This is a genomic window from Konateibacter massiliensis, assembly GCF_900184995.1.
GTDB lineage: Bacteria > Bacillota > Clostridia > Lachnospirales > Lachnospiraceae > Lachnotalea > Lachnotalea massiliensis.
Window position 1 is genome coordinate 370,560 of the sequence record NZ_LT860098.1, and the last position, 15,624, is coordinate 386,183.

The 15,624-nt window shown below is 39.4% G+C and carries 15 protein-coding genes; 3 read left to right on the forward strand and 12 right to left on the reverse strand.

Going from position 1 to position 15,624, the window contains the following annotated elements:
• Positions 1-45 precede the first annotated feature (45 nt).
• The 8 genes from CTY48_RS03025 to CTY48_RS03060 all read right to left on the reverse strand — a co-directional run bounded on the left by CTY48_RS03025 (position 46) and on the right by CTY48_RS03060 (position 8,580).
• Entirely contained in the window at positions 46-2,112 is a 2,067-nt protein-coding gene (locus CTY48_RS03025; protein ID WP_099467040.1) for an LTA synthase family protein, read from the reverse strand.
• A 41-nt stretch (positions 2,113-2,153) separates the two neighbouring features.
• On the reverse strand, positions 2,154-3,071 hold the full coding sequence (locus tag CTY48_RS03030; protein ID WP_099467041.1) for a sugar phosphate nucleotidyltransferase: 918 nt from the start codon (positions 3,069-3,071) through the stop codon (positions 2,154-2,156).
• 67 nt (positions 3,072-3,138) lie between these two features.
• Positions 3,139-3,900, reverse strand: coding sequence for a hypothetical protein (locus CTY48_RS03035; RefSeq protein ID WP_099467042.1), 762 nt, complete (start codon positions 3,898-3,900; stop codon positions 3,139-3,141).
• A 17-nt stretch (positions 3,901-3,917) separates the two neighbouring features.
• Positions 3,918-4,958, reverse strand: coding sequence for a DUF6077 domain-containing protein (locus CTY48_RS03040; protein WP_099467043.1), 1,041 nt, complete (start codon positions 4,956-4,958; stop codon positions 3,918-3,920).
• Positions 4,955-5,731 (reverse strand): hypothetical protein, encoded by a 777-nt coding sequence (locus CTY48_RS03045; protein WP_099467044.1) that lies wholly within the window; start codon positions 5,729-5,731, stop codon positions 4,955-4,957. The genes CTY48_RS03040 and CTY48_RS03045 overlap by 4 nt, the downstream gene beginning before the upstream one ends.
• Positions 5,712-6,710: a DUF6077 domain-containing protein gene (locus CTY48_RS03050; RefSeq protein WP_099467045.1), complete on the reverse strand. Its 999-nt coding sequence runs from the start codon at positions 6,708-6,710 to the stop codon at positions 5,712-5,714. Before CTY48_RS03050 ends, CTY48_RS03045 begins: the two co-directional genes overlap by 20 nt.
• A gap of 1 nt (position 6,711) precedes the next feature.
• Complete coding sequence (gene rfbD, locus CTY48_RS03055; RefSeq protein WP_099467046.1) at positions 6,712-7,551, reverse strand: dTDP-4-dehydrorhamnose reductase; 840 nt, start codon at positions 7,549-7,551, stop codon at positions 6,712-6,714.
• Positions 7,552-7,623: 72 nt separating this feature from the next.
• Entirely contained in the window at positions 7,624-8,580 is a 957-nt protein-coding gene (locus CTY48_RS03060; protein ID WP_099467047.1) for a glycosyltransferase, read from the reverse strand.
• 143 nt (positions 8,581-8,723) lie between these two features.
• Here CTY48_RS03060 and CTY48_RS03065 point away from each other — a divergent pair, with 143 nt between their 5' ends.
• From CTY48_RS03065 to CTY48_RS03075, 3 genes are read left to right on the forward strand one after another with little or no spacing between them, the layout of a single operon-like run.
• Positions 8,724-10,001 carry a hypothetical protein gene (locus tag CTY48_RS03065; RefSeq protein ID WP_099467048.1) on the forward strand — a complete coding sequence of 426 codons (1,278 nt, stop codon included), beginning with the start codon at positions 8,724-8,726 and terminating at the stop codon, positions 9,999-10,001.
• A 44-nt stretch (positions 10,002-10,045) separates the two neighbouring features.
• Positions 10,046-10,963, forward strand: coding sequence for a beta-1,6-N-acetylglucosaminyltransferase (locus CTY48_RS03070; RefSeq protein WP_099467049.1), 918 nt, complete (start codon positions 10,046-10,048; stop codon positions 10,961-10,963).
• Between the two features lie 15 nt (positions 10,964-10,978).
• Positions 10,979-12,505 (forward strand): ArnT family glycosyltransferase, encoded by a 1,527-nt coding sequence (locus CTY48_RS03075; RefSeq protein WP_099467050.1) that lies wholly within the window; start codon positions 10,979-10,981, stop codon positions 12,503-12,505.
• Positions 12,506-12,615: 110 nt separating this feature from the next.
• Here the strand turns inward: CTY48_RS03075 and CTY48_RS03080 are convergent, their stop codons facing one another.
• The 4 genes from CTY48_RS03080 to CTY48_RS03095 all read right to left on the reverse strand — a co-directional run bounded on the left by CTY48_RS03080 (position 12,616) and on the right by CTY48_RS03095 (position 15,610).
• Positions 12,616-13,668: an acyltransferase family protein gene (locus CTY48_RS03080; RefSeq protein WP_099467051.1), complete on the reverse strand. Its 1,053-nt coding sequence runs from the start codon at positions 13,666-13,668 to the stop codon at positions 12,616-12,618.
• Positions 13,669-13,694: 26 nt separating this feature from the next.
• Positions 13,695-14,186, reverse strand: coding sequence for a GtrA family protein (locus tag CTY48_RS03085; protein ID WP_180272624.1), 492 nt, complete (start codon positions 14,184-14,186; stop codon positions 13,695-13,697).
• Between the two features lie 67 nt (positions 14,187-14,253).
• Entirely contained in the window at positions 14,254-15,198 is a 945-nt protein-coding gene (locus CTY48_RS03090) for a glycosyltransferase family 2 protein (protein WP_099467053.1), read from the reverse strand.
• Positions 15,191-15,610 carry a sugar 3,4-ketoisomerase gene (locus tag CTY48_RS03095; protein ID WP_099467054.1) on the reverse strand — a complete coding sequence of 140 codons (420 nt, stop codon included), beginning with the start codon at positions 15,608-15,610 and terminating at the stop codon, positions 15,191-15,193. The genes CTY48_RS03090 and CTY48_RS03095 overlap by 8 nt, the downstream gene beginning before the upstream one ends.
• Positions 15,611-15,624 lie beyond the last annotated feature (14 nt).

Genomic DNA, 15,624 nt, shown 5'->3' on the forward strand with positions numbered 1-15,624 from the left:
TCGTCAAACGTTATCCCTCTTTCTTCATCCGCAGGCCAGCCAGCTTTAGTTAAGGTAAAACATTTCATCCACTCTGTTTCCCCTGTCATGAACGTTATTATACTGAACGCTTCTGTATTCATTTATCAAATCATAATATGGAGAATCCACATCCTCATAATCATAGAGTTTACCATCAACACCATAATACCCCACTGAATTCATAACCGGCACCTGTTCGTGAACACTAAGAAGATACTGTTGATATGGTGTTAGTTCAAGTCCAATTTTATTAAAGATGTAAGCTGACAGATAGTTTAAGCTAATTCCATCCACCGTTTCCTCCTGGATATCATAATTTGCCCATGCGAAGAAAGGAACTTTGTACTTCGTCATTAATTCCTCCGTGGTCAAATCATTCTGGCTTTTGCCGAATAATTTCGCAAACCATGTTTTTGAAAGTCCCGGCTGATGGTCACCAAAGAAAACAATAACAGTAGGGTCATCCACATTCTCAAAATACTCTATCAACTGTTCCACTGCTTCATCTGTATATTTTACAAGACTTAAATAGGTTTCTGCTTCTGCATCATAATAATCTTCATCTGTAATTTTTATTTTCGTCTCAAAATTCGGATCCGTGGCTGCATTCCCATAGCCGCCATGATTTTGCATTGTTATATTAAACATAAAGAACGGCTCATCGCTCTGCACTTTGGAAGCTTCATATGTCTCAATAATTTTTTCAAAATTAGCTTCATCAGACACAAGACCTCTCAGCTTTTCACTGTCACTGAAAGCGCTAAGTGAAATAAATTGTTCGAAGCCCAACATCGGATATACAGTTGCCCTTCTAAATCCTGTAGGAAGATATGGATGCATGGCAAGATTTCCTGTGTAGTTTAGACTCTCAAAATTATACACAATGCTCGGAAACTTGTCCTTAATATATAGAGAATATACAATCGCACCTGCCGGCAGCAAGCCCATCGAGTTGCCCGTTAAAAATTCAAATTCCGAATTAGCTGTATTTCCACCAAACACCGAGCTGTATGCCCACCCCTTGATCGTGTTCTCATCAAGACTTCTGATAAACGGCATATAATCTTCATTTGTTTCAAAGTCACCAAGCGTCTTTAAATCTGCAAATGATTCATCCATGATTATAATAACATTTGGATTTTCTCCTGTTCCGGTATTATCACCGTATTCCTCTGCAATATCTTCTACCAGCTTAACACTATATCCCTCCGGCTCCTTTACCATAAGTGGATTAATCGACCGAACAAATGCAACAAATGTTCCATATTTTCTATATCCTGAATGTGGATTGAACAATTTTGGCTTAACATTCCATTCTGCAAGCTGATTAGAAAACACAAACACATGCAGACAAATAGCCAAGTAAGCAACATACACAACCGTAGCCGGAACTCTTAATTTCCATGTTGGAAATGCTTTGAAGCTTTTTAATTTGCACATGACTGTGACAATAAACAATGTCATAATAATCATATAACATATATGATAATCCATAAACAACTTGTAATCATTCGCAACACTCGCAGCCGTTTGAATTGAAAATACATCAGATGCTACCAGCGCAACACCTCTAAAGCTGTATATATAGTAGTTGATTACACCAAATAGGTTGATTACAATTGTCATTGTGATAACTGCAATCTTTATGCTGTTAGTAATGATAAGAAATGTCAGCACAATAACAGACAATATAATAAAATCCAACAGGATATACCGCTTTCTTATGCTTGAAATTACTATAGTATAAATACTTTTCTGAAAAAATTCAAAAGCAAAATAACAATAAACCGGCGACAGAAAGAATAGTGCCCATGAGACAAGCTGATTCACCCTATCGCTCCATTTGATTTTAATCAACGCCAAAATAATGGTCAGCACCGCAAATATAACTGACACAATGGCAGTGTCCAACGTATTCTTATTCACCGTTCCGTCCTGGGCATAAATAATATATCCTTTATTAACTCCCAGAAAAAACCATAGCCAGATTGCCGAAGCAATCAATACAACATACTTTGCAATGCTGTTTACATTTTCTCTTGTAACCGTTTTCTTTAAGCTCCCTCTTAAATTGAATTTCTTTTCCTGCATTTTTTTGTCCTTACTTTAATTTTTGCTCTGCAAAAGCTGTTTTAAAACAGTTTTTCCGGATATACGCCATCTGCTATCAATTGTTTAAATGAAGCCACAACGACTTCTTTGTCTTCTTTATACGTTACACCAAACCATCTATCCTTGCTTTCCAGTAATTTGACATTTGCTTTTTCTGATTTAATCAAATTGTCAATGATAATAGGAAGAAGATATTCTTTCTTTTCCTCTGCATTCCCCAGATTCTTTAAGAATTCGGAAAATCCTGTTTCCAATTCATCCATAATACTAGGCAAAAATCCCCACATATTCATAGACACATAACTGTTCTTGTCTATCTCTCTTATTGTTCCATCTGTCGAAGGTGCAATTGCCTTATCGCCAACCTTTTCGATGCCACTCGTCTCTTCCACGTCAACAAGATATAAATCGCTGTTAACACTGCACACACCCCTTGTCACAGCTCCGTTGTCGCTCAATGTATTGCCTAAGATAAATCCTGCCATACAGTAATTGTACTTATCTCCCTTATCTTCAGCACTAACCAGATAATCATGAATTTTTACAAATGCCTCTTTACCGTAATAATCATCTGCATTTATTACCGCAAACGGCTCTGAAACGATATCTTTGCACGCAAGAATTGCTTGTCCTGTCCCCCACGGTTTTGTTCTTCCTGCCGGCACTTCAAAACCTGTTGGAATATCGTCAAGCTCCTGAAATGCATATTCCACATGAACTACCTTTTCCATTCTTCTTCCAATTATTTCTTTAAAATCTTTTTCCAAATCCTTTCGGATAATGAATACCACTTTATCAAATCCTGCCTCTATGGCATCATAAATAGAATAATCCATTATAATTTCTCCGCTTGGTCCAACCGGCTCCAACTGTTTGATGCCCCCACCAAAACGACTTCCAATTCCCGCCGCCATAATCACCAATGTTGTACTGTTCATGTTTTTCCTCCAAACTTTTCAATTTTTTTACTTAATTATAACATATCTCCGTGTTTTTTCTATCTTTTTACTCAACTAATTTATATATCACATAATTTTGTGTGCTTCCAAAAAGCTCGTATCCATAATCCGCTATCGTTTCTGTTCCACTTGAAAAATTTTCAAATACGATATATTCACATTCTTTCTTTTTTGCTTTTTTTGCTATATATTTCACATCGGGCTCCGCACTGTTTAATTGCAGCAACACTTTATACCGATATCCTTTTTGGACATCTTTTCCCATATTTCTTCCATAAAGAAGATTGATATTCGCATTATACTGTCTAATGTAGGACACAATGCTTTCCGGCACTATTATCTTTGTCGCTCCCCCATCAGGTGCTACCATCTCGCAGATTTCAATTGCTTCCTGCGGAATCTTGTATAAGTTTTCTGCCTTATTAAAAGTTTCTGCATTGTAAACACTCTTTCCGCCAAGCACAATAACAAGCAGTACCCCCACAAACAGTATTCTCTGTTTCGACCTTTTACCTGCCTGTTCAATCAATCTGGTTGCTGCAAAAGCAATTATTATGACACTCGGAACAAGCCAGAATATCCTCCAATAAACATCCTCACCTGCAAAATGAGTCAAAACAAGTACAATCGGCGGAAATACGACAACAGCTATCAAAGCAATAGCATAATATGCCATTTGTTTGTTTTCGTTTTTCTTTTCCTTTATCAGCAGAACAACTATTGCGGCAATCAGCAATAGCTGAACCACTCCATCTGCCGCATATCGCTCATAAGTATCTTGCACAATTTCCCAGCCACTTGTAAACATAACTTCCTCCATTGTAATTAACTAATTATGATATAGATAATTCCGCAAACAATACACGGAAAACAGCTTATCAGATATCCAACAGATCGTTTTATCTTTCTTGTCTGAATGAGGTCTGCAAGCGCAAAACAACCAATACTGATGGGCGCAAGAAAAACTCCCATCGAAGAAACATGGCTGGATGCCGATACAACCAAAAACAATATCAGCCAAAAACACCATACATTTTCTTCTTTTCGAATTTTATAGCACAAGTATAATACAAATGGTATCAATCCCGCCGCAAGAAATGCTTTTCCCTGCCACAGTCTCATCAGCATAAAGCTTTGGGTCGTATTCTCTGAATAGCCTCCGAATATATTCAAGAAGCTTATCAGAATCAAAAAAACGCCCAGATATTTATTATCTTCAAACCACTCTTTTCCCCATAGGTAATAAACCACATAGACAAAGAGCAATAAAACAAGCGGTAAAAATACGTGCGCATAGATAGTTGGATGAACCCCTGTAAGCTCCGATATTACAGCATAATAAATCGAAAAAGGTGACAACACATATCTGCTTGGAAACTCAGAGTAATTCAGTCCGGAATACGGACTCTGCCTATATAAATTGTCGTTTGCGATTGAGGTGCTTGCCATCGCCACATAAAATGCATCATCATCATCAATATGTTCATATTCCACATACACATATGCCTGTATCAAAATCAAGACAACTGCTGCAACAAGGAAAAAATTAAATCCTTTCAAAGCTATCGGAATTTTCTTTAAACAGTTCCACAACCTCTTCCAATTTAAAGCAAGTGACACGACACTCAAAGCCAGCCAGAGAATCTTCATCACCAATATAAGCAGGCTAAGTGAAGTCTTCAAATAAATTGCGATAAGAGCAATCGGCTGAAAAATTCCAAGAACTGCCGCAAAGCCAATCACAAAGTTAAGCGCAAGGTTATCTCTGCTATCCTGTTTTAAAAATCTTGTAATCAGATAGCCAATCAAAGTCGGTATACATAAATTCCAGTATATCACTTCCAGTATATCAACTAAATCAATCATCCTTCGCCTCCTTCCGGATTTTCAAATACCTGAAATGCCTCAAAGGTGTTCACATAAATAAATCCGTAATTTTCCGGGCTGTCCGCCTTCAACTGGTCATCGAGCAAGATCAAATAATCACAGCCAAGCACCTTGGCAAGCTCGGTGAGTTCTGCCATATCGGGTGCCGGATCTGCCAGCATAGCACGCATATCCCATATATTTTCATCCTCTTTTTCCGCCCAGTTTTCCGTCTGTTCTGGGGCACAAACTAGTCTGATAGAAGCATTATGTTGACGTATAAACACTCCCTGCACCTCGGAAACCGCCACAGTAGGATTTTCTCTCACTGCGGTTACACAGTCTGCCAAATCCACCGCTAGATCATATACTTTTCCTTCGTTGGCGGATTTATGAAAATATTCGCTTGTGTAGACAAATTTACCGCTAAAAGCCACGAGGCATATAATTCCCGCCATAACAATAAGCTTCTCCTTCTTATCCGTCAGGCCTTTATAGACTACGGTCAGAGCATAAGAACTGAGTATTGGAATTAACAGCACCATTCCAAGCCGATAAATATGATTGTCCCCTAAAATCACTGATTCCTGCTTAAGTAAAAAGGGATTTAACAGTATCATACTCCCTATTATGGCATAAAGAAGAATAACCCTTCTTCTCTGGTTCGACTTTACGAGCATCATGCCGAATATCGCTGTCAATAAAAGGGTTATTTTTCCAATTCCTCTATATACTTCCAGTAAAGTTTGCACATTAGATATGAATTCCTGCATCCTTCCTCTTCCTTCTTGTAATCATCTTCTCGATAGTAAAACTAAATCCCAGCACCGCAACCAGAAGTATCGATAACACAATTCCCGTTGTAGGCACTGTCATAATTCCTACAATAATCATCATGAAAAGCATAACCAAATCTATTTTGGTCCGATTCTTCCTTAATAATTTAAATCCAAAATAAAAAATTCCCGGAAGAGCAATATTATATAAAAAACTTCCGCCCTGCCAAATTGTAGTGGACAGCATCTCATAGGAAGAAGCATAATTCCTTCCGATAAAGAAATTACCCACACAGATGATAAGTAAAAAGATGCCCATCGCTCTCTTATCCTGCTTAAATAACAAAAGTCCAATCTCTCTGTACAAAATATAACCGATTGGAATAAAAAGCATCGGCACCACAGTGTGACACATAAACGCCGCCGAAACGCCTGATATCTTCGCAAGCATTGCCCAAAATACAGGAAGGGAGGACAACACATGATACTTGTAGTCACTCCACTGGACTTCTGTTCCGGTATATGGTGAAAACGCAAGTATTTTGTCACTGCTTAAAGTTGTTGCCGTCATTCCCACGTAATAGGCATCATTCGCATGCAAAAATACATACCTGACGCAGACGACAATCTGTATCAGAATAAGTACAAGAATTATACCATCTAAATAGGTAAGGCTCTTTCTTTTTATTCCCCAGCTCTTTACCTGCTCCTTTAAGTAACTCTTTGCTGTAACGGCGGAGATTATCACAATAATCACAACCACTCCCGCCCAAACCATCGTCAGCATTGTAAGGCTCTGTCCCATCATAGTCGCGGGAACAGCAAGCAGCTCAAATAAGACAAGCATCATGATACAGCCGTATAATACCGCTTTCAGCATTCCACTCTGTTTTTCCTTGGCAATCCTTATCGGTACAATTCCCAGCAGTAATGCCACTACAAAAAAGAGAATTACCATCTCAAAGCTCTTTAGCATTTTATAAACTCTCCATGTATTCCTTAATAGCCGTTTCCCACGGCATAAAAGTAAAATCGGTTGTAAGCTTTAGCATATAGTTTTCTAATACTGAATATGCCGGTCTCACCGCCGGTGTCGGATATTCTGCTGTTGTGATAGTCTCCACCTTGGTAGATTTCCCTGCAAGTCTGAATACTTCTTTCGCAAACTCTGCCCAATTGCAAGAGCCCTCGCATGTTCCGTGGAACAATCCATAGTTTTCTGTCGAAACTAGATATGCTATCATTTTCGCAAGCTCAGAAGCACTTGTCGGTGAGCCGAATTGGTCCCCGACTACTCTTACCTTATCATTTGTCTCTGAGAGGCGAAGCATTGTCTTTGCAAAATTTTTGCCGTCTCCATAAAGCCAAGCCGTTCTGATAATGAAGTAATCCTTTGCAAAATCCTTCACAAAATTCTCTCCCGCAAGCTTGCTTGCTCCATATACTCCCTGCGGATTTGTGGCGTCAAACTCAATGTATGGTCTTGTCCCATTTCCTTCAAATACATAATCTGTGGAGATATGAACCATCTTTGCTCCGACTTCCGTTGCTGCAATACTTAAGTTTCTTGGTCCGATTGCATTAATTCGGTATGCATTATCCTGGTCTGTCTCGCAAACATCCACATTTGTGTGTGCCGCACAGTTAATAATCGCATAAGGCCTTACCTCGCGTATCATTTTTACAGCCGCATCCAAATTTGTTATATCAAGCTGCTCTGTATCTGTATTTATTAGCTCATAGTCTGTGTTGGCATACTGCTTATTGATTGCTCTTCCTAATTGACCGTTACCGCCGGTTACTAACAACTTTTTCATTATAATCTCCTGTTTATCTTTCTTTTCTATATCATTCCCTGATTTATCTATTTTCTTCCATATATACTATCACTATTTTTTATCTACTGCAAATAAAAAATGCATATTTTTTCTTTCTTCCAGCTTATGTAGTTCCATTTCAAAGTCTTGTCTGTTTTTCTGTTCAATGCTCGCCAGTATAAGACCTGCAAAAAAAGAGAGAAGTGCCGCCATCGCCACAAACCCACATACAATAAGTGTAGGAATTCTGCTCACCAGCCCTGTTTCTAGAAATTCCATAAAAATCGGAATAAAAAATCCCATACTTAGCACAAACAATACTGCCGCCAGCAGAGAGAAAAACTGCATCGGTTTATAGATGCGAAACAGTCTGGCAATTGTTTTCATCACCTTTAGTCCATCTGAATAAGTATTCAATTTTGATTCACTGCCAACCGGCCTGTCCCTGTAATCAATAATTACATTTTCCACTTTCATATTTTTATCAATCGCATGAACACTCATCTCGGTCTCAATCTCAAAGCCCTTTGACAAAACAGGGAACGATTTAACAAATTGATAACTAAATGCACGATACCCTGTCATAATATCCTTAATATCGCTTTGAAATAACAGATTAATCAAGAGGCAGACAAAGGAATTTCCGAAATTATGAAACTTTCTTTTATTTTCAGTAAAGTAGGTCGAGGACAGCCTGTCTCCCACTACCATGTCTGCCTGATAGCTTAACACTTTATCAATCATGCTTCTTGCGTATTCCGCCGGATAGGTATCATCGCCATCCGTCATGATATAGCATTCCGCATTAATTTCCCGAAACATTCTCCTTATTACATTGCCCTTCCCCTGCATATATTCCTTCCGAACCACGGCACCCGCACGTTTGGCTATATCTGCCGTGCCGTCTGTCGAATTATTATCATATACATATATGGTTGCTTCCGGCAGATTTTTCTTAAAATCTTCAACAACCTTTTCAATGGTTTTACTTTCATTATAGCAAGGTATCAATACTGCTATTTTATCCATTTTTCTTCCTCCGTAAAATTCGTCTTACACCCCTCTTATCATAAACGATTCTTATGAAATAGGCAAGTCATACACATATTGCTTTTTGGGATAAAATTTAGTATTCTTAAACAAAATATAATTTATATTGTAAGGAGTTATTTATGAAAAACTTTATAAAGCATTTGGGCAAAGGAGCCCTAGCTTTTATTCTCGTCTTTTTTTTAGGATTCGTGTTACTTTTTTTCAGTCATCTGCTTCCTTCTGAGAGAATCGCTCTGCATGTTCGAGAATCCGGCAGTGTCCTTCAGACCGAAACTGATTATTGGGTTATCACACATGGTGATATTTCCTCTACCCTGGACAACTTTACCGATGCCATCATGCTGCTTTCCGCAGGATATACAGGTGACGGAAGCCTGCTTGAGAAAACCGTGTACAATTACCGCATTTACGAAAAAGGAGCAACAAAAGGGGAATCTTGCTTGGTTTGCGGAATCCTAACGGGAGATTCGCTTCGAGTCCACACATATGAGTGGTACTGGCAAGGATTTCAGACTGTCTTAAAGCCTTTGCTTTTATTTTTTAATCTCACCGAGATAAGAAACTTAAATATGTTTGTTATTATTTCAAGCATTGTGCTGATATGCCTGCTGTTGCACCACCGAAAAAAAACTGCATATATCCTTCCTTATATAACAGCCCTTTGCTTTTTAAATTTGGGAACTATTTTTATGTCCCTACAGTACTCCACTATTTTTCATCTGGCATCTGTCTCGATGATTGTTATGCTGCTGTTTTATAACAACGATAAATTCCGCTTACATATATGGATGTATTTTATGATTATCGGTATGTGCACCAGCTATTTTGACTTTCTTACCTACCCAATTATGGTGCTAGGCTTTTCCTTGATTTTATACTTTATATTGAGCGAAGAAGAAAAGCTTATCCCTGCAATCGGGAAAGCTGCCGGTTTTTCCTCCCTCTGGTTTATTGGTTACCTTGGCATGTGGGCTTCTAAATGGATTCTTGCCTCTCTTGTCACCGGAACCAACCAAATCTCAAAAGGATTGAGCAAATTCCAAGAGCGAAGCAGCAATACAATAGGAGAAACCTCTTTTACCTGGGTTGAAATGATGCAGAACATGAAGAGCTATTTGGAAAATGGTGTAACCTTATACTTGGTTGCCGCTTTACTTTTTGCTTCCCTTCTTTTCATTTTAATAACAAAAAGCTATCGTCAAAAGAATAAATGGATTACATCACTTATGCTCCTAGGTATCTCCGTTTATCCTTTTATCTGGTATACAATTGCGGCAAATCACAGTATGCAGCACAGCTTTTTTACTTTTAAAAGTATGGCGGTATTTGTCTTTGGTTTTAGTTCCCTTTTCATGCCATACGTAGACTTAGGACTTATCAAGTCTTCCAAAGTATGATATACTTTGAAAGATTATAGATTAATTATAAGTGAGGTATATCCATGAAACATGCATACGGCATTGTTGCATTCAACAACTGGGAGCTGTTGGAGAGACTGATTACACTTCTTGATGATGAACGCAATGACCTTTACCTTCATATTGATAAAAATATAAAACTAACAAATATAGAACGCTTTCAGGCATTAGCCAAACGCTCGCATGTCTTTTTTTTAGAGCGCCTGGACGGAAGCTGGGGAACACCGGGACTTGCCGATATACAGCTCGAATTTTACAAGACAGCCACAAAAAAAGATACTTATGAATATTATCATCTTTTATCGGGTGTGTGTCTTCCCTTGAAAACGCAGGATGAGATACACGACTTTTTCAAGCAGAATACCGGCAAGGAATTTGTTCACTTTGTCTCAAAACCTCCTGTGGAGGACCATCTATACAAACGCTATTCTCTCTACCACTTTTTCCTTCGCTATGTGCGAGGAGACGGATTTTTTAGAAAAGCACTCCTTGGCGTTATCGGAGAAAAGATAAGCGTCGCACTGCAAACCTTGTTTCGAGTTGACAGGCAGGCAGATATCAGGGATATCTTAAGCTATGGGTCAAACTGGAGCAGCGTGACACATGAGCTGGCGGTTTACGCAGCGGAGCGTATTGAGGAGATCAAAAAAAGAACCCGCTATACTTTCGCACCGGATGAATGCGTTTTGCAGACACTTGTGTATTCCTCCCATTTTAAGGACAGGCTTTACTCTATGGAATACAACGATGACTATCACGCAAATCAGCGCTATATTGACTGGACGAGAGGCAATCCTTATGTATGGACCGCAAAGGATTACGACGAGCTTATGAACTCCGATTATCTCTTTGCCAGAAAATTTGACTGGTCAACAGACAGTGAAATTATAGAGCGTATTTGTCAGGAAATTTTGAAAAAGCAGCAAACCACCATGGAATAGCAAAAGGGGAACTATATGAAAAAAGCATATGATACAATTATTAATTTTTTAAATCGTTTTTATATACCGATTTTTGTGTTGCTGTCCGCCGTACTCTTCTATTTGTGCTTCTACCGCCTTGATGTCAAGTGGGTAGCCGCATGGGATGAGGCAAGGCACGGCATTAACGCCTATGAAATGTATAAGAACAAGGATTTTATTGTAAATACCTATAATTATGAAAATGATTATTGGAATTTAAAACCGCCTCTGAGCTATTGGGGCATTATGCTTGGCTTCAGGCTTTTTGGTTTTCAGGTATTTTCCCTGCGGTTTTACAGTGCCCTTTGTTATTTTATTACCTGTGTGGCTGCAAGCCTTTTTGTAAAGCGTTCCAGCAAGCTTGCTTCTCTCTTTACAATGGGATTTTTCTGCGCAAGCGGCCTTGCCTTTGTCGCACACATGGCGCGTGCGGGAGATGCCGATTCCATGTATGTCATGTTTTTTACGCTCGCGATGCTTGCGATGATGCTGATTCATGAAAATAAAAAAATGCTCTATGTGAGCGGTCTGTGTTTTGCACTTGCCTTTCTCACAAAAAGCTGGCATTCCGGCATGATTGTTATAATCGGGGGACTTTATCTGCTTCTTACCGGAGAAATCAAAAAATTAAAATTAAAGGAATGGCTTTTCTTTTTCCTTTCCTTTAGTGTACCGCTTCTGCTCTGGGCAATCGCGCGCTTTATCGCCGACGGACCGACATTTTTTATTGAAATGCTGCAGACAGATTTACTGAATCGTACACGCGAAGCTGCTGAAGGGCATGAATTCCCTCTCGCCTTTTATTTTGAATATATCTTCAAGGGCTATTATCAAAATATGGACGGCTCCTATAATCTCATCGGAAAGGACGAGACGTCGGTTAATTATATTTACAGTTTTATTCTGGGTATTTGTGCAGTCGGTGCAATCTATTTTCACCGGACCTTCCAGAAGGAGAATATTAAAAAGTTCCTCGGCTACGTACTTTGGTTTTTTATTCCGTTTGTGGCATTCTCTCTTACCAAGACGAAATTAGTATGGTATGTATACCCAACACTTATTCCGCTCGCCATGGTAGGGGGCATCTACACTGCCAAGCTGCTAGGCTCCAAAGAAGTACTATATAAGGCAAGATGGACATTGCTTGTTGTTGCAGCATTTTTCCTAATTAAATATACAAACCTGAATGTTTCTGCTATTCAATCAGTTTCTGGGGATACCTTCCAAGATTTTATTGCAGAAAGCGTATCACAGGATTCTGCTTATGCAAGTTCAAACGCCTATCTCTTTCTAAACGGCGGCGAAGAACCTTTGAGTGAGTGGTCGCAGGACCAGCTGTTCCTCGGTGAAATCAGTGGCGATTACCGTTGCATGAGCGGCGGAATAGACGGATTTTTAGCAGAGGAAAACGAAGGCGTACTCTACATTTCCGCAGATTATTATGAACAGTTTAAAGAGGAGCTTACGTCCTACACGATCTTATCCCAGACCGGAGATTATTACTTATTGAGTAACCGATAGGACAAAACAAAGCGGACAAGTCCGCATTAACTCCCTAGTCCCTTGATTTAAACAAAGGCTGTAACCAAATTCATGGTTACAGCCTCTTTTTTAATCTTACTCTCAACGAATTACTTTTTCTTCCAAATCACTCTTCTTAATCCATACAAAACAAGCATTTCTGCCAGCGATATGACCGTCAGCACCGCCATAAACAGCAATACTGCTTCTTTGTATCCCAAGCCTTCCCAGAAGGTTCCAAACAGTGAAATCACAAATATTTGATTTAAGAACATTGGATAACTTATTTTTCCCAAAAAGTTGACTGCCGCATTGGAAAACAGCTTCTCTGTGTGGGTTTGACCTGAAAATGCAAGTATCACCGCAGATGCAAGCAGAGCAATTACATAGAAGTCTGTCTGCGTATGTCCCACACCTGCCATCAGTATCATTGCCAAAATAAATACTGCAATTTCACTGCCTGTCAGCAATAGCCTTGTTTTGCCCTTCAGCTCTTTCTTCCCTATCGCAATACTTGCATAATAGGAAATACCGCCTAAGCACATTCCCGCAAATGCTCGCATCAGCGCATCTGATATATCGAATATCTTAGCGCCTCCCCACACATCGATGCTTTCCGCATTTTTAGAGAAAAAACAATAGATAAGCAGGACTGACAGAGGCATAACAAATTTCACAAACTTTTTCTCCCACAGTTCCAGCAGAGTATAGATAAAATAACCTGCCAAGAGCATAGCCGAGATATACCACGCCGGATAGTTATAAAGCACAAACCCCTTTAATCCGGATATCTGCAAAAAAGAAAGCTCCCAGACAGACTTACCGAGACTAACCAGCCACTTTCCAATGCCCGCTCTTTCGCTTAGCATGCTAAATGAAAAAATCATAAAAAACGAGATGATATAATATGGATAAAGATTTTTTATTTTATGGACCGTAAATTTCCATGCGCTTATCTCTTTTCTCGCTTCCCTGTTTTTATAAAAGCTTCGAAACAGCAGATAGCCTGACACAAGGAAGAAAAACTCCGTAGCCGCATATGCTCCGTCAAAATAGGGCGTTTGTCCAAAATAAGAATTGCTAAAATGCATCACAGCTATCGCCGCAATCAATAGAAAACGCATAAGCTCTATAGAGCCGTTTCGTCCGTTTTGTTCTTTCATTTCTTCCCCTCCCCCTTTTCTTTCCTTCAGTTGGTGCTTGCCTTAAACGCCCACTTTTTATTCAGAATAAAATTAAGCGGAATTGTAACGAGCAAGCTGATCAGCGGTGATATATATTCCGGCAGATGTAAAATTGCAACCCACAAAAATAACAGCGCTGACGAGCAGACATATCCGCCTGCGTAAGACATTACACATTTTATAAACGCTCTTATAAGGGAACGCTCTTCGCCGTCCTGCTTTTTGAATACATACTTATTATTCCAGTAAAAAGCATTGATGATGCCTGCCATATAACCGATAAAATAGCTCACCTGATAGTGAATGCCGATTGCAACACAAATCACATATACCACATAAGTAAGAAGCGTATTGGAAAGACCCACCATTCCAAACTTGACAAACTGCATCAGACTCTGCCATTTTTCTTCCGGAATCTGAATTCCAAACAATCCTGCCAGCCAAAAAACAATTTTTCGTGCCAGGCTCTCAACAAAGTTCCAAACTGTATTTAACATAAAGCAACTCCTTTTAAATAGTGTGCGTGAACATAATATTTTTCTTTCATACAAAAACATGAGTCAATTATGACTCATGCTCCTTGCTGTCTTTCTCTACAATTTCATCCACAATATACGGCGGTCTGTTTCTGGACGCATCAAGCGCTCTCCAGATATATTCACCGATAATTCCAAGCATCAACATAATAAGCCCTGAAGAGCATAAAAGCATTGCCATCAAGGAGGTCCATCCCTCTACATCCACATCTGTGAAAAATCTCTGGAACACTATAACAAGTGCCCATATCACAGAAGCTCCGAAAAAGAGAACGCCCACTCCCGACATAAACCGCACCGGAAAATAGGAAAAACTCATCATCGAATCAAGTACCAACTTAACCTTTTTTGACAGGGTCCATTTGGATTCCCCGATTTCTCTTGCCCCGCGGTGAAAATAAATCATATCCCGCTTAAAGCCTACCCACAGCACCTGAAGCGTAAGCGCTGAATTTTTCTCATCCAGCATACGAAGCACCTCAATCACTTGGCGGTCTATCAAATAACAGTCAAATCCTCCCTTTGGCATGGAGGACATAATAAACTTTCTTACAATCGCATAATACAGGTTTGCAAAAATTTTTTCCATAAGGCCGTCGTCTCTGTCCGCTCTCACGGCAAGAACAACCTTATTTCCTTTTTCCCAGCTTTCCTTCATTTCCAGTATAAGCTCTGCCGGCTCTACAAGATCAGCCTGCTTCACAACGGCACAATCCCCACTGCAATTCATAAGTCCAGCAAGAACCGCCGCGTGCTCGCCGTAGTTTTTGGATAGCTTGACCAACTTGACATTATCATCAAGCGCCTTAATCTGATTCATGACATCCCATGAATTGTCCTCGGAGCCGTCATCCACAAAAACAATCTCGTAATCACCTAATTTTTCTAATATTTTCGCCTTTAAATCTTCATATAAAAGCATAATCGTATCTGCATTATAATATACCGGAACGATAATCGACAATTTACTCATTTGAAACTCCTACTTCCCTCAAAAACTCATCATAATCTCGTATATATTCGGAAGAATCATAATGCTCACTTGCCAGAACAAGAAGCACAGAGTCTTCTGAAAAATCATACATATCCTTCCATACATTGATTGGAAGATAAAGCCCCATACGGGGTCTGTTTAACTCTATCACTTCGGTCTCTACACCGTTATCCACCTTAACCTTGGAGGTGCCGCTCACATTAATCATGACAAATTCTGTCTTCTTGTTCGCATGCTGTCCTCTCACTACCTCTGAATCAGAGCCGTAAATATAAAAAACGCGCTTGATCGCAAATGGGATATCCATCTCTCCTTCTACGACAACAAGATTACCTCTATCATCACCCAAATCCTTAAATTCCAAAATCTTATATTGATCATGTATACTCATTATAAAGTATTTCC

Bases quoted from the DNA above. Each gene is read 5' to 3' on its own strand.
- CTY48_RS03025 (WP_099467040.1), bottom strand. From the start codon at position 2,112: ATGCAGGAAAAGAAATTCAATTTAAGAGGGAGCTTAAAGAAAACGGTT.
- CTY48_RS03030 (WP_099467041.1), bottom strand. From the start codon at position 3,071: ATGAACAGTACAACATTGGTGATTATGGCGGCGGGAATTGGAAGTCGT.
- CTY48_RS03035 (WP_099467042.1), bottom strand. From the start codon at position 3,900: ATGTTTACAAGTGGCTGGGAAATTGTGCAAGATACTTATGAGCGATAT.
- CTY48_RS03040 (WP_099467043.1), bottom strand. From the start codon at position 4,958: ATGATTGATTTAGTTGATATACTGGAAGTGATATACTGGAATTTATGT.
- CTY48_RS03045 (WP_099467044.1), bottom strand. From the start codon at position 5,731: ATGCAGGAATTCATATCTAATGTGCAAACTTTACTGGAAGTATATAGA.
- CTY48_RS03050 (WP_099467045.1), bottom strand. From the start codon at position 6,710: ATGCTAAAGAGCTTTGAGATGGTAATTCTCTTTTTTGTAGTGGCATTA.
- rfbD (WP_099467046.1), bottom strand. From the start codon at position 7,551: ATGAAAAAGTTGTTAGTAACCGGCGGTAACGGTCAATTAGGAAGAGCA.
- CTY48_RS03060 (WP_099467047.1), bottom strand. From the start codon at position 8,580: ATGGATAAAATAGCAGTATTGATACCTTGCTATAATGAAAGTAAAACC.
- CTY48_RS03065 (WP_099467048.1), top strand. From the start codon at position 8,724: ATGAAAAACTTTATAAAGCATTTGGGCAAAGGAGCCCTAGCTTTTATT.
- CTY48_RS03070 (WP_099467049.1), top strand. From the start codon at position 10,046: ATGAAACATGCATACGGCATTGTTGCATTCAACAACTGGGAGCTGTTG.
- CTY48_RS03075 (WP_099467050.1), top strand. From the start codon at position 10,979: ATGAAAAAAGCATATGATACAATTATTAATTTTTTAAATCGTTTTTAT.
- CTY48_RS03080 (WP_099467051.1), bottom strand. From the start codon at position 13,668: ATGAAAGAACAAAACGGACGAAACGGCTCTATAGAGCTTATGCGTTTT.
- CTY48_RS03085 (WP_180272624.1), bottom strand. From the start codon at position 14,186: ATGTTAAATACAGTTTGGAACTTTGTTGAGAGCCTGGCACGAAAAATT.
- CTY48_RS03090 (WP_099467053.1), bottom strand. From the start codon at position 15,198: ATGAGTAAATTGTCGATTATCGTTCCGGTATATTATAATGCAGATACG.
- CTY48_RS03095 (WP_099467054.1), bottom strand. From the start codon at position 15,610: ATGAGTATACATGATCAATATAAGATTTTGGAATTTAAGGATTTGGGT.